The sequence below is a fragment of the Streptomyces sp. NPDC002309 genome (assembly GCF_053593375.1).
In genome coordinates this window covers 90,277-111,325 of the sequence record NZ_JBSFCI010000006.1, presented here as the reverse complement: position 1 = coordinate 111,325, position 21,049 = coordinate 90,277, and the positions used below count along the sequence as shown (strand labels likewise).

The window sequence follows — 21,049 nt, the reverse complement described above, 5'->3', positions numbered from 1 at the left end:
CCCTCTCCGTCCGGCCCACCTGCCGCGGCGGACGGCTCCGCCGCGTCACGCCCAGCTCTGTCAGAAGCCGAAGGAGTTGTGTGGTTCGGGGTCGACCCGGAACATTCGGCCAAGCTGCCGGATCACGTCGTCGGTGTGGGCCGTGATGTGGCCGGCATACGCCAGGTGGTGCGCCGACATGCCACCGAAGTAGAGCGAACTCAGCCCCGAAAGCGTGATGTTCAGGTCTGCAGCTTCCTCAGTGGGAACGCAGGTCACCGTGCGCTCGTCCGCCCTGAGTAGCCAGGTCCTGTTGTTCTCCGGGCACATCTGGTCGTCGTCGATGGTGAGTCTGAGTTCGCCGGGCGTGAGGTACGAGCGTTGCGTCAGGGCTCGGGGGACGTCGAGCAGACGTGCCCAGAGGTTGTCCGTCTGGCGGGTGACGCGCATCGCCCGCGGATTCGTGAGCATCCACCGCAGGGGTTCGTCGCGCGGACGACCCGGCGCCACGACGGTCTTGGTGAGGTCGAAGTCGATCAGCAGTCCCCACAACGAGCGGTAGGCCACAGGGTTGGTCGCCTCCAAGGCTTCCACGACGAGTGTTCCCGCATGGTCCGTGGTCGGGGCCCACGGCAGGCGGAAATTGGCGATGCCGTCTGCAGCGCCGTGCTGGTCGCGGTGGACGAGGAAGCGCAAGGGTCCGTTCGTGCCGTCCGCCGCGTCGGACAGTCCGTCCCAGCGTCCGGGGCGAGGCCCGAGTTCCCCGACGCGGTGTGCACGTACCTCCGCATGCACCCGTGGCCATACCCTCTGTGCCTGCGCAGCGTCGACCAGTTCGAGCGACCCGGGATCCGGCGCCGCCGGAAGAAGAGCGGCTTCGTGCCGGGTCAGCTCCCACCGGGTGCGGTAGGTCGCGGGCGAGAACCCGAACCGTCCGTAGATGCTGCCCTCGCTCGCACTGAGCATCGCCAACGGCTCGCCTCGCTGCAGGGCCGCCTCGAACATACCCTGCATCATCCGCCGCAGGTGACCACGTCGGCGATGCGTCGCGATCACCCCGGTGGCGGTGACGCCGGCCATACTCACCGTTGCCCCACCAGGGACCGTCACCTCGAAGGAGATGGTCGCCGATGCGCCGACACACCTGCCGTCGACGAACGTCGCGATCGGGTGGAACGACTCGTCCGCGACGTCGGCTGCGGCCAACTCCTCGAGTTGCTCGGCGCTCGCGGGCGTGCGCAGCGGAGGCCACGGCTCGGGGCCACCGTGCCACGCGGCGTCCGCGGGCTCCCAGCTCGGCAACCCGTTCGCGAACGGCAAGGCTCGGTAGTACGCATCCATCTCGTCTCGTCGCGGCGAGCGGACCTCGTTCACCATGCCGCACATTGCATCCGGCACCCTCACCGGCCGCAAGCGAATAACCCCGCCGGGCTTGCGCGCGTCAGAGCGACACCTGCGGGGACCTGCCTTCAAGTGCCCGGAACGTGGCGAGACGAGCCCCGTGAAGCCGTCTCTGAAGGTGGAATCGACGTCCCCGCAGGCAGACGGACCCTGAACCTGACCGCCGGTCAGCAGCACGCACCCGGGCAAGGTCCGTCCGGAGCCGCCTGGAGTTCCCTACAGGCTCACGCCCCGGCGTCAGTGCGGCGGCACCTCGCCACGTCAGATCCCGGCATGCCTCATCCGCGTCTCCGCTTCGTCGCGCCCCAGCGCATCGAAGTTGTCCAGATGGAACGTCTTCGCGTTGACGGCGCGCACCCACAGGCCGGCTGCCCAGCACAACTGCAGTTCGTCGTCGCACAGCACTCGTCCGCGCGCCGTTTGGTGCTCCTCCAGGAAGGACCTCGTCCGTTCCACCGAGGCACCTGCACCAGTGGGCTCTCGCTCGACATACCCGTGTCCCCGCGCGTCCGGCAGGAACAGGGAGCCGATCTCGGCCTCTGCGGCCCGTTGGTGGACACGCCCCGGGCGTCCCTCGTCACGCTGTTCGAGCGTGACCGTGCCGATCATCGCTCCGTGGAGATCGACCACGAAGACGCCGGGACGGCACTCCGGCACCTCAGGCGCGTCAGGCACCTCACGTTCAGGCTCCCGGCGTGGGCGGGGCCTCCGGTGGAGATCCCTCCCTTGCCGGCCGGACTGCAGCGGGTATTCGACCCGGCATTCGCCTCAATATCCGACCGACATTCGATCCGGAATGCGAATGTCCCGCGACGAAATCGAGGGGATGAGGAAACCCGCAGATTTTTTGATGCAGTACCCCCGGCGCGCGCTGGGCGCATTCTCGGGGCTCACCGAGTTTCACCCATTCCCCCTGCTCGGAGTTATACCCGGGCGTCCGACCGGTTTTTGCGGGCGGCAGATCACGGGCCGGGGATCACCGAATAAGTCTTTTCGGGCGCACGCCGACGACCTGGGAGGAAGACGCCTCGGTCGATTCCTCCCAGGTGTGTGGGTGATGCGGCGGTGCTTTACGCCGCCGCGAGGCGGCAGGCGTTGTCGGCGATGAGCGGCGGGACGGACGACACGTTCATGAGGAGAACGCGGCACAGGAGCCGGTCGGCCGGCAGGCCGGAACCGCCGACGGTGCAGGCGAGGTTGGTGTCGGTGCTGGAGAAGCCCAGAGCTGCCAGGTAGCCCGTGCAGTCGCTGGGTGTGGCCTGCGCCGCCGGCGCGGCCACGATCGTCATGCCACCGATCGCGGCCGCGGCGACGGCCGCCGCGGCCAGACGAGCACGAAGGGGACGCCTCATTGTTCCTCCTAAGGGAGCGGAAATCCCGGAAGAGCGCTTTCGGGATTAATCCGTAAGGTAGAGGAATCCACCCGCGCAAAGAAATAGGGGTGGAGGCGAAAAGACCCACCCCATCGGCTCTCCCGCAGGAATCCGGCCGCCTGGCAGGATTCGTCGACGACGATTTCCCGTGCAGCGCGGTACGGCTGGGACTCCACGGAAACGAGAGACAGCAGGCCGGCCGGGCGGCGCGCACGAAAGACGGCGGGTCCGCCAGAAACGGTCACCCGATCACCTCTTTCCGACATGACAGGTTGACTGGTTATCGTATGCCGTTGGCACAGTCCAACGCCGTTCTCGGCCGTCTTTCTTACGCTTTCAAACATCGATAAAAGGGCGTATTCGGAGCGGTAGACAAAGGGAAGGCAGCAATCGGCGCACTCGACGTCCGCGCTGTCCGCCCGCCGGAACCCGGCGGCGCTCCGTCGGCTCGCCGCGGGCACTGGCCGCGCCCCCACGCGTCAGGGGCATCGGGAACTGGGCGGTGTGACTGTCGAGGTCCGCCCGGGGGTTCGACTCGCTGCCGAGCTGGTGATCGTCACCGCCGTACGCTCACTCATCGCTCAGTGATCAAGGCCCCGGCGATGCGAACGCTGACGTTCACCGACCAGGGCGACCGCACGCCGGCACACCTGGGGCGGTAACCTCGGCGCGCTCGGCCGGACGTTCCGCCGGGCAGCCGAAGGGTGGAGAGCAGGACGGGGGCGGAGAAAGAGCCGAGTCTGCTGCCGGTCCTCGGGGTAGTCCTCGCGCTGGCGGCGGTTCTCGCACGCTGTCTGCCGCTGCTCGACGGACCGGAGACATACATACTCTGCGACGACCTCGGCGAGCTGTCCGAACGACTTGATCGGGAAGCAAGCGTGAACCCGTGGCTGCTGCTGGCGGCCGCCCTCGTGCTGTCCGCGGCGGCACCGGTCATCTCACGCGTAGGCCGCGGACGCCGCGCACGGCTTCTTCCGGCGCTGATGCCGTCCACGGTTCTGATCTTGGTGGTTCTGGCGGACGGCTACGCTGCGCGCGCGGATGCCGTCGCCCTGCAGATCTCGACATCGCGGACCTGTGACGAACCCACGAGCGTCTACAACACGTCTCGCGGCTGGTTCGACTGGAGTCCACTCGGCCACGTGCGGTGACCGTAGAGGTCCACCGGGGTCAAGCTGCGGTGCCGAAAGCGCGACCTGCCCGGTGGATGGCCTCCCTGCTGCTGTTCCGGGCGCGTTCCCCGGTGAGCCTCGGTTGCCCGACGGTCCGAAGTGGGCCCGGTAGAAGTCCGACGGACAGTCGTCGCCGACCGAACGGCAGCCGTGGCGGAACCGTTCGTCGCCGGCGCGATGGCAGGCGGTGGGCGGCAGGTAGCCCCGGTAAATCCGGGCGCTCGCCAGGGCGAATACACCGCCCGCCACTCCCGTGTCCCCGCCCCCCTGTCTGCCCGTGGGCCGGGATTCCGCGTCCAACGACAGGGCGGAGGGGCGGCGCCCCATCGTCATCCGCGCCGCCGTCAACGGTCACCGACCCGCTTCTGGAGCGGCCGGGCACTAATGCCCAGGTGAGGGGGGACTGATGCGACGTACATCACCTCGGACCACGTCGACAGGACCCAGCAGTGATGGTTTAGGGTTCAACCATCACCCGGTTCGACGGGTGTCCGATCAACGTACGAAAGCCGTCATGGGCATTTTCAGCCGTAACCGCAAGTCCGCCCCAGAGAACACGGAGACCACCACAGTGCCCAGCCCCGTCAAGCTCGCTGTCGTCTACTACTCCTCCACCGGTACGGTCACCGCCATCGCCGAAGAGATCGCGCAGGCCGCGGAGAAGGCCGGCGCCGAGGTGCGCCTGCTCAAGGTTGCGGAGCTTGCTCCCCAGGCCGCGATCGACTCCAACCCGGCCTGGGCGGCCAACGCCGCGGCCACCGCCGGCACCGCGACCGCCACCCCGGAGGACATGGAGTGGGCGGACGCGGTGATCTTCGGGTCGCCCACCCGCTTCGGCAACATCGCCTCCCAGCTCAAGCAGTTCATGGACACGCTCGGCGGCCTGTGGGCCCAGGGCAAGCTTGCCGACAAGGTGTACAGCGGCTTCACCGCCACGGCCACCACGCACGGCGGCCAGGAGTCGACGCTGCTCGCGCTGTACAACTCCGTCCACCACTTCGGCGGCATCCTCGTCTCCCCCGGCTACACGGACGCTGTCAAGTTCGCCGACGGCAACCCGTACGGCACCTCGCACGTCGACGCGCAGGGCAACAACCCGGTCGGTGACACCACCCGTGCCGCGGCCCGCGTCCAGGCCGAGCGCGTCGTCAAGATCGCTGCCGGCCTGAAGGCCGGGCTGGCCTCCGCCTGATTCGGCTTCCCACGCGCGCAGCGCGTGGAAACAGGCCCGGCCACCGCACAATGACGTGCGGCGGCCGGGCCTGTCCGTGCAACCGTGCATCCGGGCTTCAGACGGGCTCGCTGATCGTTGTGTCTCAGCACTCCGGATCAGGGCTCGTTCAGCTGTCGCCCTGCGGTTGTGCCGCAACCCCCGGGAGGTCCGCTGACCCGGGGGTGTTAGACAGTCTGCGCATGCTCGAGATCGCGGTGAAGACGGAGGACCGGGAGCGGCACCTCCGCGTGTCCGCCGAGGAACTGGCCGTGCTGGTCCGGCGAATCGGTGGTGCGGGCGACCGGTTCCTGGTGATCAAGCGGATACCTGACCTGCCGGACGTCTTCGCCCAGGTCTGGCACAAAGCCGGTGGTGACTACACGCTCGAGCATCGCGACGGTGCCACCGACCGTCACTTCCAAGCGACGGTCGACAGGCCCGAGGTCGTGATCGCTGCCGTTGCCGGCTGGGCCCGTCAGGATGCCGACTGGGACGCCGGACTTGCCTGGTCCCTCCTGGACATGGGGCCCGCCCGCGAGGTGCCGCCGCTCGAACTCGACAGCGACGAGCGCGAGGTGTTGGAGACGCACGTCCGCGAGGTGCTGGTCGGCGGCTACGCCTCCCGCGCCGAACTGGCCGAGCTCGCGGAGGAGTACCTGGTCACCGATGACCGTCGGCCCGTCTCACGCGAGCAGGCCGAGGCGCTGGCCGACCGGATGTGGCTGGAGCGTGTCGCGGAACAGGCCGAATGGCAGGGCGAGACGGACCCTGAGCGGCTCACCCGGGCGTTCAACGCCCTCCAGGAGGCAGGCATCACCGCCCGCGAGAACTTCACCTGCTGCCGCAGCTGTGGACAGTCGGAGATCGGCGGAGAAAGCGGGCCCGACTCCCGCGGCTTCGTCTACTTCCACACCCAGTGCACGGACTCCGCCGCGGCCGGCCACGGACTGATGCTCCTCCACGGCGGCTTCGACGGCTCGTCCGAGACCACCGCGGCGATCGGCCGCGAGGTCGTGGCCGCCCTCGAAGCAGCCGGCCTCCACGCCGAGTGGGACCATGACCCTGGCCGGGCCATCACCGTCACCCCCCTGAACTGGCGGCGTCGCCTGGTCGGTTAGGGACCGGCTCCCCGGCGGGTCGCACTCACGGTGGAGTGCGCGATGGATCCAGGCTCCTGCCAGGACGTGAACGAACCGTCTGCCGCAGGTCCATTGGTGGCCACCTGCGCCAACTCGTATGAGATCATCCGTCCATGAGCAGCGGCCTGGAAGTGAGTGCTCTGGCGAACAATGTCACGATCCCGCAGGCGCTCCGCTGGACGGACACTCGGCGCGGTGAGGCGTTCACGCTGACCACGCTCGACGTCAGGCTTCTTCCGGACGGTCACCTCGCCGTGAAGGCCTATGGCCGCCCGGTCGGTGGTGGTCGGGGCGCATACGTCTCGTTCCCCGTACCGGACAGACCCGAACTGGCGTCCTTGGTCGCCGAAGCTGCCGGCCGCGCCGGGGAGTTGTGGGCCGCGCACCGGGGTCTCGGCTGAACCCGGTCGCCTTGAGGGCGAAGCGCGCCGGTCCCGGATTTCACGCTCGCGGCATACCCGGGAGGACAGCTCCTCTCGCAGGCTGCGGGTGGACGGCCGCTCCCCGCCTCCCCGTTCGAGGGGCCCCTCCACCAGGTCGGGGGCCTTCAGGCTCGCGCAGGACGCGCGGTACCGGCGAGCGCGGTACAGGGAGGCGAGGGTGACCTTGAGGCGGTGGGCGACTCGGCGAGCAGGGTCTCGGCGGCCGGGTCGCCGTGGGCGAGGAGCCGCCGGACGATCTCCTCGACCGTCGACCGTCGACCTGACGGGATCGGTCCCCGCCACAGCCGCTGGGGACCCTCACGGCACCCCGTCCCCACCTCGGCCGGTGAGCGCCGGACACGCCGCGTTCGCCGCCTCGGTCATGGTGTGACGATGGCGAAGTCCGGATCCGGTGCGTCCAGGCAGGAGAAGAGTTCGGTGAGTTTGGCGGCGTCGCCGGTGACGTGGGCGGCGCCTCGGTCCACCAGCGCCGACGGGCTGACGGTGCCGAGGAGAACGTCCCTCAGATCCGTCTCGGCCAGCGTGACGAGGACATCCGGCTCGGTCGCCACGGAGCCGGTGCCCGAGGCGTGGATGAGGACTCCGTTGCGCAGCCTCATCGTCACCGGTTCACCGTCCTTCACGTTCCATCGCACGGTGATGTCCGCTCCCCAGCTGCGCGGTCCGTCCACCCTGATGGCGACCGAGTCGCAGAGCTGTTCGATGGTCAGGGCGGCGAGTACGTCGGGGGACGCTGTCACCGTGGGGGTGCCGACGGAGCCGCGGCGCAGTTCCAGGGCCCCCATGAGGTAGAAGTTGCGCCAGGTGCCGTTCTCGCTGCCGTATCCGAGCTGCTCCAGCGCGTCGGCCTGCAGGCGGCGGGCCTGCTCGTGGTCCGGGTCGGTGAACAGGACATGGTCGACGACCTGGGCCACCCAGCGGTAGTCACCGTCGGCGAACGACTCACGGGCCCGCCGGACCACCTCGTCCGCACCGCCCATGAACGCCACATAGCGCCGTGCGGACTCGGCGGGCGGATGCTCCCACAGATGTGCCGGGTTGCCGTCGAACCAGCCCAGGTAACGCTGGTAGATCGCCTTGGTGTTGTGACTGACGGAGCCGTAGTAGCCGTGCGTGTGCCAGGCGCGTTCGAGCGTCGGCGCCATGCGCATCCGTTCGGCGATCTCCAGGGCCGTCAGCCCTTGGTTGAGCATGCGCAGGGTCTGGTCGTGCAGGTACGCGTAGAGGTCACGTTGCTCCGACAGGAACTCCGTGACGCGGTCGCGGCCCCAGACCGGCCAGTGGTGGGAGGCGAACGCCACCTCGCTCGCGCCGGCGAACAGCTCGATGGCCTCGGTGAGATACCGGGCCCACACCCGGGCATCGCGGACTTCGGCCCCGCGCAGTGTCAGGAGGTTGTGCAGGTTGTGGGTGGCGTTCTCGGCCATGCACAGCGCGGAGTGGGCCGGGAAGTGGATGTTCAGCTCTGCGGGTGCCTCGGTGCCCGGGGTGAGCTGGAAGACCATCCTGATGCCGTCGACGGTCTCGGTCTGCCCGGTGCCGGTGATGTCCACGGTCGGCGGGATGAGCCCGGCCATGCCGGTCGAGGTCGTCTGCCCCAGGCCGGTCCCGATCTGGCCGCGCTCGCCCTTGGGCAGCACGGCCCCGTACATATAGGCGGCGCGGCGGGCCATGGCGGTGCCCGCGTAGACGTTCTCACTCACCGCGTGCCGCAGAAAGCCGTGCGGGGCCAGCACGGGCACCCCGCCCGCCACGTCCTCCTCGGTCACGACGCCTCGGACACCGCCGAAGTGGTCGATGTGGCTGTGGGTGTACAGCACCCCTGTGACGGGCCGCTCCCCGCGGTGCTCGCGGTACAGCGCCAGGCCCGCCGCGGCTGTCTCCGCGCACAGGAGCGGATCGATGACCAGGACTCCCCGCTCCCCCTCCACCAGCGTCATGTTCGAGAGGTCGAAGCCGCGGACCTGGTAGATGCCCTCCGTCACCTCGAAGAGACCGTGCTCGGCGCACAGCCCGCTCTGCCGCCACAGGCTCGGGTTGGCGGTCGCCGGGCAGTCACTGCCGAGGAAGTCGTAGGCTCCGAGATCCCAGACCGGACGTCCTTCCGCGTCCTTGACCACACCGTCCCGGGCGGTGCCCAGGAAGCCGCGCCGGGCGTCCTCGACGTCACGGGTGTCGGAGAAGTCGAAACGGCTCAGAACGGCTTCGTTGGCCCGTGCGACGGACGGCTGTGCGGGCTTGGCGTCGGCGTCGCCGGGCATGCGGTCTCCTTCACTTTCACTGACGACGGTGAGACGGCCGCCCGCGCGGCGGACGGGTCACTGTCACCCTCGCCTCGCCTCTGCGCGTGCGCGAGCGGGTCTGGACTGTCCGGGGCAACCGGCGACGCGGCGGGCCGGCGCCGGCCTCACAGGGACAGGCGCGGCTGATGAGGACCACGACGCGAAGTCCGCGTCCCCGCGCGACCTCGCGCGCGGCCTCCCGCGGCGCATCGGACGACCCGGAGTACCGGATGCTTCGAACGCCTCTGCGCGCAACTCACTCGATCGCCGTGACGGCGCCGGTCGGAGAAGTCGAGGAGGGAGAAGTCCGGGCAGAGGCAAAGTCACCCGCACGTGAACCAATCCGCCCTCCGAGCTGCCTCGGATTACGCGGGGACACCCCGCTCGTCGCGCCCGTTGGAGTGAAAACCGTGAAGGAAGCCGTATACATCGGCACGAATCCATCGACCCAGCCCGATCTCCAGAAGTTGATCCATGAAGTGGCTCTGGGGGACCAGGACTCCTTCGCCGCGGTGTACGACGCCGTGGCGGGATCCGTGCTCGGAGTGGTCCGGGCGGTGCTGCGCGATCGGGCACAGTCGGAGGAGGTCGCCCAGGAGGTCCTGGTGGAGGTGTGGCGCACGGCTCCCCGGTACCGGCCCGAGCGCGGAACGGTGATCAACTGGGTGCTGACCATGGCCCACCAGCGCGCCGTGGACCGGGTCCGGTCGGTGGAGGCCGCGGCGGCCCGTGACCACAAGGCCGCACTGCTCGACCGTACGCCCGAGTACGACGAGGTGACCGAACAGGTGGAGACCCGGCTGGAACGGGAGCAGGTGCGCCGCTGTCTGCGCACCCTGACCGAGATCCAGCGCCAGGCCGTGACGCTGGCCTACTACCGGGGCCTGACCTACCGGCAGGTCGCCGAGGCGCTCACGCTGCCGCTCGGCACGGCCAAGACACGGCTGCGCGACGGCCTCATCCGGCTCCGCGACTGCCTGGGAGTGAGCGTATGAACAGCTTGGCCGACCCGCACGGCCTCACCGGCGCCTACGCCCTGCACGCACTGCCGGACGACGAACGTGCCGCCTTCGCACGGCATCTGACCGACTGCGAGCCCTGCCGGCAGGAGACCGCGGAGTTCGCGGCCACCGCGGCACGGCTGGGGCTCGCGGCCACGGTCACACCCGGCGCGGCGCTCAGGGAGCAGGTGCTGCGCCGTGTCACCAGCGTGCGGCAGGTACCACCGGCCGGCCGGCCGGTGGAGTGGGCCAGGCGCGCCGGGGCGAGGAGGGCCAGGGCGCTGTCCCGGTGTGCGCTGGCCGCGTGCGTGGCCGCCGCCGCGCTGGGCGGCACGGCCCTCTGGCAGCACGAACGGGCGCGGGACTCCGCGGAACGCGCGGTCCTGGCGGAGCAGCGGGTCGACGCGCTGACGGGGGTGCTGGCCGCGCCGGACGCCAAGTCGCGGACGGTGCGGTTGCCGGGCGGGGCGAGCGCCACCCTGGTGGCCTCCGCCGGCCGGGACCGTGCCGTGTTCGTGGCATCGGGGATGGCCGAGCCGCCGCGGGACAAGGTGTACCAGCTGTGGTTCGACGACGGCGGGAGGATGCGCTCGGCGGGCCTGATGGACCCCGGCCGCACCGGACAGGCCGTGCTGATGCGGGGGCCCGTGGACGGTGCCGCGGGTGTGGGGATCACCGTCGAGCCGACCGGCGGCTCGGAACAGCCCACGTCGGAGCCGATCGCCGTGCTGGAGATGCCGGCCTGATCCCGTACCGAACGGTGTTATCGGGGCTCTTGCGCCGGTATGCACAGCGGGACGGCGTTGCGGGGGCGGGCGCTCAGTCCTGTCGGCCCCCGCGCGTCGGTGTGAGCCGGCCCGCCGCCTTCGCCCGGCACCGGCACCGGCACCGGCACCGGCACGGTCGTCTCCGACTGGTGCGTGGCGACGCCTCTTCCGACGCTTGCGCATGCGGCATCGCTCACCCCGACCGGTGGTGATCAACGCCGACGTGGGGCATTCCGTGGCGGGGTCCGCGTGGAGGGAGCTCGCGTGAGAGCGTTTCGTCGGACTCCCCGGGGGCGGAGCCGCTGGTGCCGGATCCGGGCGTACGGCGGACCCATCCGACCGCGCCTCGGCAACGGAGGACTTGACGGAAGCCGTGACACGACGGAAGGACTGGCATGAGTTCACAAGACGCGTCGGGGGAAGGCCTGTTGTCGATACGGCATCGGCCACCGGTCGTGAGTGCGGTGGTGCTGATGCTGCACGGGGGCCGGGCGGAGGGCCGCCAAGTGGCCAGGCCCTGGCATCTGGCGGCGTTGCGGATGCGCCCCTTCGTGCGTGCCGTCGCCGCGCAGGTGAACCGGGAGGACGTGCTGCTGGCGCAGGTGCGCTATCGCCGACGCGGCTGGAACGGCGATCAAGCCGACCCCCTGCGTGACGCCCGGCGGGCGCTGGACCGGCTGCGGGAACTCGTCGGGGACGTGCCCGTCGTCCTGCTGGGTCACTCGATGGGCGGGCGCGCCGCCCTCAGGGCGGCGGGCGCCGAGCAGGTGCGAGGTGTGGTGGCACTGGCGCCGTGGTGTCCGCCGGGCGAACCCGTCAGCCATCTGAAGGGCAAGGACGTACTGGTGCTGCACGGCGATCGTGACCGCGTCACCGACCCTGACGGGTCGGCCGTCTGTGTGCGGCGTGCGCGGGCGGCAGGCGCGCGGGCGGGAATGCTGCTGATCGAGGGCGGCGACCATGCGATGCTCCGCCATCATGGTTACTGGCATCGCACCGCGGCCTCGGCCGTCGCCCACCTGGTCGCACCGGACACCGCACGCTTCGACCGGTTCGCCGATGCCACCGGCGCCGGAGAGCCGGTGGTCGTGCGCTCGCCCCTGCCTTCGTGGACGTGAACTCCACCTCGCCGTCCGGGCCTCTTCCTGAGCGAGGTGTCCGTGCCCCTGGGCGCGGGGCACCCCTGTGCCCGGGATGACACGGTGGGCAAGGTGCTCCTGTCGGTGAGGGGCCCGCGTGGGCGGGACGGTGGCTGGGGTGGCCGGACGGTCCAGCCACCCCAGCGCCGTGCCCGGCTCTCGCCGATCGGCGTCAGTTCTTGGGCATCAGGACGCTGTCGATGATGTGGACCGTCGCGTTGGCCGTCTTGACGTTGCCGCAGACGACGTTCGCAGTGTCGTTCACCGTGTAGGACTCGCCCGAACCGGACGTGACCAGCTCGGCCTTCTCCAGCGTCTCGAACGATCCGCTCTTCAGGTCCTCGGGCGTCAGGTGCCGGCCCACGACGTGGTAGGTGAGGATCTTCGTGAGCTGAGCCTTGTCGTTGAGGACCTTGTCCAGGTCGGCCTGCGGGATCTTGGCGAACGCGTCGTTCGTCGGTGCGAACACCGTGATGTTCTGGGCGTTGTTGAGCGTGTCGACCAGGCCGGCCTTCTTGACGGCGCTGACCAGCGTCGACAGCGCGGGGTTGTTGGACGCGGCCGTGGCGACCGGGTCCATGGCCATGCCGTCGAAGGAACCGGCACCCTCCTCTGGCACCGACGAGCAGGCGGGGCCGAACGGCTCATCAGCGGACGCCATGCCGTCCGCCGCCTCGCTGGACTTGTCGTCGCCCGCCGGCGCGGACGACTCGGCCTGGGCGGAGTCGGAGGACTTGCCGTCGGCGTCGCCGGAGCAGGCGGTGAGAGCGAGAGGCAGGACGGCCGCAGCGGTGACGGCGACGGCGGCACGGCGGATGCGGGTGTTCATGGGTTCTCCTGTGAAACGGGCAGCACGAAGGCTGCGTTGACGGGGATTCGGATACGGAAAGTGAGGGTCTGTCGGGGGTGCGCAGAGGGGCGTGGCAGGGCGTCGCCGTTCCGCTATTCCACGGTGACGACGACGGAGTGCCGGCCGTCGGCGCCGTCCGGGACGGTTCCGGCGCGCTCGGCGGTCTGTATCTCGCCGGTTCCGTCGGTGGCCCGGACGGTGAGGGTGTGACCGCCCTTGGTCGCCTGCCAGGGCAGTGACCACTGGCGCCACGTGTCACGGGAGTCCTCGGCCGCGAGGGTGGCTTGCTGCCAGGGCCCGTCGTCGATGCGGACCTCGACCTTGTCGATTCCCCGGCGTTGTGCCCAGGCGACGCCGACCACCATGACCGTGCCGGACCTCGGCCGGGCGAACGGTTTCGGGGTGTCGATCCGGGACTGCGTCTTGATCGGGGCCTCACGGGCCCAGTCGCGCTCGACCCAGTAGGCGTCGTAGTCGGTGAAGGTGGTCAGTTCGAGGTCCTCGATCCACTTGCAGGCGGAGACGTAGCCGTACAGTCCCGGCACGACCATGCGCACGGGGAACCCGTGCTCGAACGGCAGGGGTTCGCCGTTCATGCCGACGGCGAGGATTGCGTCACGGCCGTCCATGACGTCCTCGACCGGGGAGCCGAGGGTCATGCCGTCGACCGAACTGGCCACCAACTGGTCGGCGGGCCCGCCGTGGGAGGGCGGCGTGACGCCGCACTCCGTGAGCAGGTCGGCCAGCCGGACACCGATCCAGCGGGCGTTGCCGACGTACGGACCACCTACCTCGTTGGACACGCAGGTCAGGGTGATGTCGCGTTCGATCAGCTCCCGCCGCAGCAGGTCGTCGAAGGTCAGGGTCTTCTCACGGGACACTCCCTTGCCGTGGACGCGTAGACGCCAGGACGTGGCGTCCACCCGGGGCACCACCAGAGCCGTGTCCACCCGGTAGAACCGCTTGTTCGGCGTGAAGAACGGGCTGATGCCGGCGACCGTGAGGTGCGCGCCGCGCGGGACCGCGGGTGCCGGTGAGGAGGGTGGCGGAAGGACGAGATCCTGTCGTGAGGCGATGGCCTCACGACCGCTGGAGCCGTTGAGTGCGCGTCCCAGCACGCCGGCGCCGACCGAGGCGGCCGCGGCGGCCGTCGCCAGGATCACGAACCCGCGCCGGTCCCATCCCACGTCCGCGGCCGGTTCGGGAAGTGAGGGGCCCGCGACCGCTTCGGCGGGTGCGGGGCCCGCGCCCGGTTCGGCGGGTGCGGATCGAGCGGCGGGTCCGTCCGAGACGGATGCCGCGGTGGAGTCGTCAGAGGCGGCCGCCGAACCGGCCGCGCCCGGTAAGGATCCGACGTCGGGACGCGCTGTGGGCAGGCGGCCCGCCGAGGCGTGGAGGAGCAGCGCGCCGCCGAGCGCTCCGACAAGAGAGGGCAGTGCGTCCATGGGGCCGATGGAGTCGGGGCGGCCGGTCGCCGCCAGCGCTCCCACCGCGCCGAAGATCAGCACCCCGCCCGCGCCGGTCCGTCGGTGGTGGGTGGCGAGCACCCCGAGGGCGAGGGCCAGGACCGCGAGGACAGCCAGGATGCCGACCTGCAGCACCAGTTTGTCGTCGGTGCCGAAGCTGCGGACGGCCCAGTCCTTCACTACGGCCGGCGTCCGGTCAATGGCCGCACCTCCGACGGCCACCACCGGGTCGGCCTGCGGACGTACCACTGCCGCGGTCAGTCCGGCGAGGGCGAGCGCGGCGAACCCCGCCAGGACGCCGCTGAACGCTCCCAGCCCCAGACGCAGTCCCGGCCGCGGCCGTCGCCAGGGCTCACCGGGCTTCCTCGCTTCGTCGCTCACGTGGGGAATCCGGGCCAGACCGGCGGGCGGATTGGTCCGGATGCCCTCTCGATCGACTTCTTCCCGCGACCAATCCGAGCCCCCGTCAGCTACGGATAGGCAACCCCATCAGTCCGCCGCCCTTGCCGGGCGGGGACCCGGAGGGGCTCGGACGCTCACCGCGATCCGAACACCGCTCCGGAACGCCGGTACAGCGAGCACGACCGGCGCCGGCCGGTTCCCCCAGTCCGGGACCAGGTCGTACCCGGCCCGGCACTTGCCGTGCGACGGGAACCCGTTGAGTTCAGTGTCTGCGCTGACTCTTCAGGCTGGTCCTGGCAGTGGTGCGGATGCGCTTGGTGCGACCGCTGTCGGCGAAAATCTGGCCTGCCTCGGTGTTCGAGGCGGCGGCGGCCTTGAGCTGGAGCCAGTCGGAGGACGCGAGCAGTTCGCCGTGCTGCCACGGCAGTTCGCGTGTGATGGCTCGGAAGAGCGACCACTCCTGCAGTCGTCGGACGAGGAAGTCATGGCGAATCACCGTCAGGGCCATGGTCTGTGCCCACTCTTCGTAGACGGGTTCGGCGTGCAGATCCGCGGCTCGGCGGTCCAAGTGCCGCAGGACGGCCGACCGGGCCATCGTCTGGTCCGGATCGGTGAGAATGCCACTGATCACGTCGACCTCGTCCGCGTCGGTGACCTGCCGAAGCTCGTCCAGGTAAGCCGCGAACCGGACGTGCTCGTCCGGTTCCCGCCGGATGTCGCGCATGGTCACGCGGCCTGGTCGCTGCGCTCGTCCAGCGCGCCGGTCCCGGACCCGGCTTTCACGCGGACGAGAACGACAGCAGCCAAGACGGCCGGGTATGCGGAGCGGTCCTGGAGGTTGGTCACCGGATCAATCCAGCGCTCGGCCAAGGCGCGACGCCGTGGGTGAGGTGTCCCGGGAACAGCGGCCAAGAACGCCGACAGCCACTCGGGACCCTGCGAAATCGGCCGCACCCCGGCGCGGTGTCACCAGGGTGCGGCCGATCCGGATCAGCAGGCGGCGTTCAGACCCGCCCAGTTGGCGCGGTCGTTGTAGCCGCCGTCGCCGGCGTCGCCGACCACGAGGTCGAGCACCCGGACGCCGGTCAGGTCGACGTCTGCCTCGCGGGTCTCGTCACGGGTCACCACACCGCTGTCGAACAGCACCCGGCCGTCACCGATCACCTTGAAGGTCGATGTGCCGCCCTCCGGGCCGACGTTGCGCACCGCGTCGTCGATGCCGACGGTCGCGGTCAGCCGGCTGCACTTGTCGCCCACGTAGTAGCGGACCGTGGAAGGTGAGGCGACGCCGATGCCCGTCGGGTGGACCTGGCCGAGCATGCTGATCGGCGACCAGCCGCCGACGCTCTTGTCGACCGTCGGGCTCATCCAGCCGCTGGTGGCGCTGATCCAGTCATGGTGCGAGAGGACGACATCACCGTCCGGCGCCACCGGAGCGACGACCACCGACGTCGCCGTCTCCTGCCGCAGCCGCCCCTTGCCCACCACCTGGTACGAGGTGGTGGCCGTCAGCGCGGCGTCGCCCCGTGAGGCGGTGGCCGGCAGCGTCACCGTGAAGGCGAGGTTCACGGACCGGTCGGAGCGCAGCACCTTCGGCGCGTCGCCGACGGCACGGACCGTCCAGCCGGCCGGGACGGCCAGCTCGACCCGCGGCGCGAACACCGGCTGCGCACCGTCGTTGCGCACGGCGACCTCGACCCGTGCCTGGTCGCCGCCGGCGACCACCGGAGCCACCCCGGCCGGGACGGCGTCGTCACCGACCTGCGTCACCTGCGGCAGACCCGCGACGACGTGCGGAACACCGGGCTTGCCCGTGGCCTTGCTGACGCGGAACAGAGCCGCGCCGTGCGCCGGGACAGCGGCACTGATGGTGCCCGCGCTCTCGGTGACCTGGTTGGTCCAGGCGTTCTTCAGGGTGAAGCGATCCCCCGAGAGCCCGACCGAGCGTGCCTTGGTCGTCACGGTCGCGGGGCTGTCTCCCCGGTTCAGCAGCACTACGGCGCGGTCACCGTTGGCCAGCCGCTTCACCCAGGTCTCCGTCGTACCGGCGGGGCCGACGCGGACGGCCTGGACGGCGGCCTTGTCCTGGTTGATGGCGAGCACGTCGCGGTCACCGAGGATGTCGAGCGAGGTCTTGCTGAGCTTGCGGACGTCGCTGCCGATCACCAGCGGCGCCGCCGCCACCGACCAGAGCGTCATCTGGGTGCGGAACTCCTCGTCGTTCATCCCCAGTTCCGGTCCGAGGTAGTCCGGGTCGTTGAAGCGGCCCGGTCCGGCGACCTCGGGGTGCCGCGCGTTCGCGTCGTAGTTGCGCAGCACGTCCTTGAACTTGATCTCGCCGACGAAACCCACGTCCGTGTAAGTGCGCCAGGACTGCGCGATCCCCGGCGCGTAGCTCCAGGAGTACGTGGACTGCTGCTCCTCGGGGTAGTTGCCCCAGTCAGGAGAGGTCACCGGGTTGCAGAGGTTGAAGAGCATGGGGCGCCCGCTGGCGTTGTTGCGCAACGCCTGGGCGAACTCGGTGAACACGGTCTTGGGGTCGAGGTCCGCGGCGATCCCGCAGAGGTAGTCCACCTTGACCGCGTCGAACTCCAGGGCGGCGAAGTTGTCCGCGTCGCGCTGGTAGTAGCCGTGGCTTCCGAGTCCGCACTTGCCCGGGATGTACGGTCCGGCGTCGGTGTAGATGCCGGCCTTCAGTCCCTTGGAGTGGATGTAGTCGACCAGCGGCTTCAGCCCGTCGGGGAACTGGTCGGGGTTGGGCACCAGGTCGCCGGCCGCGCTGCGCGGGGTCGGCGCCGCCCAGTTGCCGTCGATCCAGACGTACTCGTAGCCGGCGTCCCGCAGGCCGCTGCTGACCAGGAAGTCGGCAATCGACCTGATCTCGGCGTCGGTCGGGTCGCCACCCAGCGCGTAGTAGGTGTTCCAGCCCATGTACGGCGTCGGGCTGAGCACCTGCTGCGGTGCTCCCGCCGCGGCGGCGACCGTTTCGGCAGCCGGCCGGGCGTGAGCGGGTGCCTGCACGACCAGCATGCCGGTCAGTAGGGCGAGGAGGACGGTGAGATGTCGTTTCACATCGGAACCTTCGCTGTCCCATCGATCAGGCGTGCCGACCCGTCCTGGTCGTGTGTCCGAGCTGCCGCTCCCTCGTGGAGGGTGCGGCAGCTCAGGCCTGGGACCAGTCAGCGCCCGCGCGCCCGCGGTTTGTTTCCAGGAGCTTGCAGCCACTGCCGCCGGGCGTCAACAATAATTCCTAAATTAGGAGTTGCTAGTGAAGCTTCACGGCTGCACCAACTGCCCTCTTCGGGACAAAGTGTGATGCCGCGTCAGGTGCACGCGCCGGACAGGACGTGCGTGGCGACCCGAACCGCAGGGCCGGCACCCCGCAAGTCGTCGAGGAGCCTCGCCCGCAGACCGAACGGTCCAGGACCCGGCCGGCGCTACCGCCCGGCGAGCAGAACCTTGAGCGTCGCGTCCAAGTGGTCGTCGATCGCGGCTCGCGCCGCCTCCGGGTCTCCTGACGCGATGGCGGACAGGATCGCGTGGTGCTCGCCGAGCACCGCCGCCTGCCGTCCGTGCTGATGGAACAGCGCGGCCGCCCCGGACCGTACCTGCCTGCTCCGCAGCCCGTCGTAGTGCCGGTCCAGCAGCGCGTTTCCCACCGCGGCCACGATGGTCGCGTGGAAGAGATGGTCCAGCGCGATGAACTCCTTGACCAGTTCCGGCTCGCTCAGCGCCCGCTGCCGTTCCAGGATCTCCCCTAGCTCCTCCAGCGGCGCCACGCCGTTCGCGATGACCCGCTCGGCCGCGTACCGTTCGACGATCCCGCGCAGTTCCATCAGCTCGCTGAGCTCTCGCCCCGTCAACGGCACGATCTGCGCCCCGCGCTTGGGCACGAGCCGCACCAGGTCCTCTGCGGCCAGCAGCAGCAGCGCCTCTCGGACGGGCGTGCGCGACACCCCGATGCGATCGGCGAGCTCCTGCTCGGAGAGGAACGTGCCCTGCACCTCAGGGTCGGTGAGAACGTGCTTCCTGAGGAAGGCGTACGCCTTGTCCCGTCCCGATGCCACAGCGCCCCCTCCCTCGCATACAGCCCGTATACGAACGTATCACCGGGCGAGCGCCGCCGGCCGGTGCTCGTGACGGCGGAACCGATTCAGCGGGCGCCGTGTCCTCCTTCGCAGAAGGAGGTTCCACGCCGCAACACCCACCTGTGAAGCCGCAACACCCACCTGTGAAGGGGACAGCCATGGGGCAGGTACGCGAGGGGGCACGGTCAGGGGCTTGGGCCGTCGGCGGGATCGTCGGCCTGGCGGTGTTGTACATGATCGGGGCGTTCGCGTTCGGCGGCGCGGGCTGGATCACCGCTCCGTTCCGCGGTGCGGCGGACCAGCGCGAGAACACCGTCGGCTCGGGCGAGTTCCGTCAGACCACGTACGAGGAGTTCTTCGAGCTGTGCGAGGCCGCCCAGAACGCCGAGGGGGCGGTCCAGACGCTCCGGGAGGAGCGCAGCGCCGCTTCACCGGCTCGCACGGAGCAGATCGACCAGTCGATCACCGCGCTGAAGGTCTCGCGGACCGAGGCGATCAACGCGTACAACTCGAAGGCGGCCCAGGAACACCGGGCGCCCTTCCGCGACAAGGATCTCCCGTACCGGCTGGACGCCACCGTCACGCGCACCACGTGCACCGATTGATCCCCGTATCGTCCAGGGAAGAGGGCAGCGCCGCATGATGAACTTCGCACGCACGGTCCAGGCCACCGTGGTCGCGCTCGTCGCGGCCTTCGCCCTGGCGTCCTGCACCGACTCCAGCCAGGACAAGGAGAACAGGGCCAAGCAGGAGAACTACGACCACCTCGTCGCCCAGCAACCGGCGGGCCGTATGGCCTACTCGCCGACGCGTGAGGCGATCAATCAGTGGATCAAGACATGGGGGAAGCGGGGCAAACTCTCCTACGTCTACATCCAGAACGCCAACGGCGAGTACGGGTACTTCATCATGAAGGGCCTGCCGGTACCGCGCTGCAAGATGCTCACGCCGACGGAGAAGGTGGAGACCTCGTCCAACGGCGTCGCGGTCCTCGCGCAGCCCGGTATGGACGGCACGTACACGTCGGGTTCCACCTGCAACGCCTACTACGGTTTCGACGCCACCACGGGTGCGTACATGGAGTTCACGGTCGGCACGAACCAGTCGTTCTTCCTGTTCGACAAGCCCATGACGATGCCTGAGTACGCCAGCGCCAGGCAGTTGGGGCCGACCTCGGTGAAGGACGTCGAGAAGCAGCGCTGACGGTCCGTGCGCACGGCGGACAACGGGCGTCGCACGCACCTGCCGGGCCCGCCGACGGCCTACTTCTTCAAGTGGGTCATGAGTGCGCGCATGTCGTAGAGCATCGCTGATCGGTAGGTGGAGACGTCGGGGGTCTCCGGAGCCTCGCCCGCCTGCTCGCCCTCACCGTCGCCGTCGCCGTCGCCGTCGCCGTCGCCGAGATAACTGACCATGGCCGAGAGCCCGAGGGAGAGGACCGCGCCGCCGTCCCGTACCCGCAGTTCCGTGCTGCCGAGGTCCGAGGTGATCAGGTACGCACCGTCCCCGACACCGGCGACGGCCTCCACCTCCTCCTCGGCCACGACCCCGAGGGCCGTGACCCGCCGCTCCGCGTCGAACTCGGCCACGGGATCGGCCTTCTTGTGCAGTGTGACACTGACACTGACGTGGTAATCGACGAACCAGCCTGGCTCAGCGCCCGTCGGCTCGGGGTCCGGGCGCAGATGTATGGAGCACCGGAGGTGGTCGAGGGCGGGGTCCTCCGACAGACCGGAGGACATGACGCTCGTGCTGTCCATGGGCGCGACCTCAAGGCTCATGGCGGGCAGTTGAACGGTTCGGCAGGCTCGCTGGGTCAACTGGTAGCCGTGGGTGTCCGGCCCCGGCACACCGAACCCCGGACGGACCATCGCCGTCGACCACACCGCCGATGCCACCAGCATGCCACCGACGGCCCAACGCCACGGTCTCGGTGTGTTGCCGTGCTGTCCCGGCTCGCTCCCGTAGTCACCAACCACTCGACGCGCCCCGAAAGTAGGGGCGTCCTCCACCATTTCCGGCTCGGAAATCACGGCGTCTCACGTGCTCCTGCATGCGTCTTGACCAGGAACTGACCGATTCCGTGAAGCGGAACGGTCATCAGTTCGGGCAGAGCTTATGCGATGGAGCGACACACCGACGCCACCATCGAAAGGAGCGACACGCAATCCACAACAAAGCTTCCCGACACCGATGCCACGGTGTCTCCCCTCGTCGACCGACCGCCTCGGCGTTCCGGCCGATCCGCGCCGCTCGCGCGGCCTCGGCACGAGGCGCGCGAGGCCGGAACCCTGCACCCCGAGGTCGGCCGCCCTGACCGAGGACCGTTGACGC

19 protein-coding genes are annotated in these 21,049 nt (G+C 69.9%); 9 read left to right on the top strand and 10 right to left on the bottom strand.

The features are described 5' to 3' along the window. Nucleotides 1-60: 60 nt before the first annotated feature. The 3 genes from ACWCPM_RS07435 to ACWCPM_RS07425 all read right to left on the bottom strand — a co-directional run bounded on the left by ACWCPM_RS07435 (nucleotide 61) and on the right by ACWCPM_RS07425 (nucleotide 2,732). Nucleotides 61-1,356 carry a GNAT family N-acetyltransferase gene (locus ACWCPM_RS07435; protein ID WP_450975176.1) on the bottom strand — a complete coding sequence of 432 codons (1,296 nt, stop codon included), beginning with the start codon at nucleotides 1,354-1,356 and terminating at the stop codon, nucleotides 61-63. A 285-nt stretch (nucleotides 1,357-1,641) separates the two neighbouring features. Continuing rightward, a complete protein-coding gene (locus tag ACWCPM_RS07430) occupies nucleotides 1,642-2,055 on the bottom strand; it encodes a hypothetical protein (RefSeq protein ID WP_450975175.1) in 414 nt (137 codons plus the stop codon). A 395-nt stretch (nucleotides 2,056-2,450) separates the two neighbouring features. Further along, on the bottom strand, nucleotides 2,451-2,732 hold the full coding sequence (locus ACWCPM_RS07425; protein WP_450975174.1) for a hypothetical protein: 282 nt from the start codon (nucleotides 2,730-2,732) through the stop codon (nucleotides 2,451-2,453). Nucleotides 2,733-3,457: 725 nt separating this feature from the next. On the opposite strand from ACWCPM_RS07425, the gene ACWCPM_RS07420 reads away from it, so the two are divergent. The 4 genes from ACWCPM_RS07420 (at nucleotide 3,458) to ACWCPM_RS07405 (ending at nucleotide 6,678) form a co-directional block, all read left to right on the top strand. Beyond that, on the top strand, nucleotides 3,458-3,904 hold the full coding sequence (locus tag ACWCPM_RS07420) for a hypothetical protein (protein ID WP_450975173.1): 447 nt from the start codon (nucleotides 3,458-3,460) through the stop codon (nucleotides 3,902-3,904). 592 nt (nucleotides 3,905-4,496) lie between these two features. After that, a complete protein-coding gene (wrbA, locus tag ACWCPM_RS07415; protein WP_450975269.1) occupies nucleotides 4,497-5,117 on the top strand; it encodes an NAD(P)H:quinone oxidoreductase in 621 nt (206 codons plus the stop codon). A gap of 221 nt (nucleotides 5,118-5,338) precedes the next feature. Then, a complete protein-coding gene (locus ACWCPM_RS07410) occupies nucleotides 5,339-6,256 on the top strand; it encodes a DUF6891 domain-containing protein (protein WP_450975172.1) in 918 nt (305 codons plus the stop codon). A gap of 134 nt (nucleotides 6,257-6,390) precedes the next feature. Next, nucleotides 6,391-6,678, top strand: coding sequence for a hypothetical protein (locus tag ACWCPM_RS07405; protein WP_450975171.1), 288 nt, complete (start codon nucleotides 6,391-6,393; stop codon nucleotides 6,676-6,678). A 401-nt stretch (nucleotides 6,679-7,079) separates the two neighbouring features. On the opposite strand, the gene ACWCPM_RS07400 is transcribed toward ACWCPM_RS07405, so the two are convergent. Continuing rightward, a complete protein-coding gene (locus tag ACWCPM_RS07400) occupies nucleotides 7,080-8,981 on the bottom strand; it encodes an alkyl/aryl-sulfatase (protein WP_450975170.1) in 1,902 nt (633 codons plus the stop codon). Between the two features lie 431 nt (nucleotides 8,982-9,412). Between ACWCPM_RS07400 and ACWCPM_RS07395 the strand changes: the two genes are divergently transcribed. The 3 genes from ACWCPM_RS07395 (at nucleotide 9,413) to ACWCPM_RS07385 (ending at nucleotide 11,888) form a co-directional block, all read left to right on the top strand. Next, a complete protein-coding gene (locus ACWCPM_RS07395) occupies nucleotides 9,413-9,997 on the top strand; it encodes a sigma-70 family RNA polymerase sigma factor (protein WP_450975169.1) in 585 nt (194 codons plus the stop codon). Next, on the top strand, nucleotides 9,994-10,749 hold the full coding sequence (locus tag ACWCPM_RS07390; protein WP_450975168.1) for an anti-sigma factor: 756 nt from the start codon (nucleotides 9,994-9,996) through the stop codon (nucleotides 10,747-10,749). The genes ACWCPM_RS07395 and ACWCPM_RS07390 overlap by 4 nt, the downstream gene beginning before the upstream one ends. Before the next feature lie 416 nt (nucleotides 10,750-11,165). Next, nucleotides 11,166-11,888, top strand: a complete 723-nt coding sequence (locus tag ACWCPM_RS07385) for an alpha/beta fold hydrolase (protein WP_450975167.1) — start codon at nucleotides 11,166-11,168, stop codon at nucleotides 11,886-11,888. Between the two features lie 193 nt (nucleotides 11,889-12,081). Here the strand turns inward: ACWCPM_RS07385 and ACWCPM_RS07380 are convergent, their stop codons facing one another. The 5 genes from ACWCPM_RS07380 to ACWCPM_RS07360 form a co-directional block, all read right to left on the bottom strand. Beyond that, a complete protein-coding gene (locus ACWCPM_RS07380) occupies nucleotides 12,082-12,738 on the bottom strand; it encodes a fasciclin domain-containing protein (RefSeq protein WP_450975166.1) in 657 nt (218 codons plus the stop codon). Between the two features lie 113 nt (nucleotides 12,739-12,851). Further along, nucleotides 12,852-14,606 carry a molybdopterin-dependent oxidoreductase gene (locus ACWCPM_RS07375; protein WP_450975165.1) on the bottom strand — a complete coding sequence of 585 codons (1,755 nt, stop codon included), beginning with the start codon at nucleotides 14,604-14,606 and terminating at the stop codon, nucleotides 12,852-12,854. 283 nt (nucleotides 14,607-14,889) lie between these two features. Beyond that, a complete protein-coding gene (locus ACWCPM_RS07370) occupies nucleotides 14,890-15,357 on the bottom strand; it encodes a hypothetical protein (protein WP_450975164.1) in 468 nt (155 codons plus the stop codon). A gap of 260 nt (nucleotides 15,358-15,617) precedes the next feature. Beyond that, a complete protein-coding gene (locus tag ACWCPM_RS07365) occupies nucleotides 15,618-17,699 on the bottom strand; it encodes an NPCBM/NEW2 domain-containing protein (RefSeq protein WP_450975163.1) in 2,082 nt (693 codons plus the stop codon). Between the two features lie 365 nt (nucleotides 17,700-18,064). Then, nucleotides 18,065-18,694, bottom strand: coding sequence for a GntR family transcriptional regulator (locus ACWCPM_RS07360; protein WP_450975162.1), 630 nt, complete (start codon nucleotides 18,692-18,694; stop codon nucleotides 18,065-18,067). Nucleotides 18,695-18,873: 179 nt separating this feature from the next. On the opposite strand from ACWCPM_RS07360, the gene ACWCPM_RS07355 reads away from it, so the two are divergent. Continuing rightward, nucleotides 18,874-19,320: a hypothetical protein gene (locus ACWCPM_RS07355; RefSeq protein WP_450975161.1), complete on the top strand. Its 447-nt coding sequence runs from the start codon at nucleotides 18,874-18,876 to the stop codon at nucleotides 19,318-19,320. 34 nt (nucleotides 19,321-19,354) lie between these two features. Beyond that, the gene (locus ACWCPM_RS07350; RefSeq protein ID WP_450975160.1) at nucleotides 19,355-19,918 is read left to right on the top strand and encodes a hypothetical protein; all 564 of its coding nucleotides are present in this window, start codon (nucleotides 19,355-19,357) and stop codon (nucleotides 19,916-19,918) included. Nucleotides 19,919-19,977: 59 nt separating this feature from the next. Here the strand turns inward: ACWCPM_RS07350 and ACWCPM_RS07345 are convergent, their stop codons facing one another. Then, a complete protein-coding gene (locus tag ACWCPM_RS07345) occupies nucleotides 19,978-20,619 on the bottom strand; it encodes a hypothetical protein (protein WP_450975159.1) in 642 nt (213 codons plus the stop codon). Between the last annotated feature and the right edge of the window lie 430 nt (nucleotides 20,620-21,049).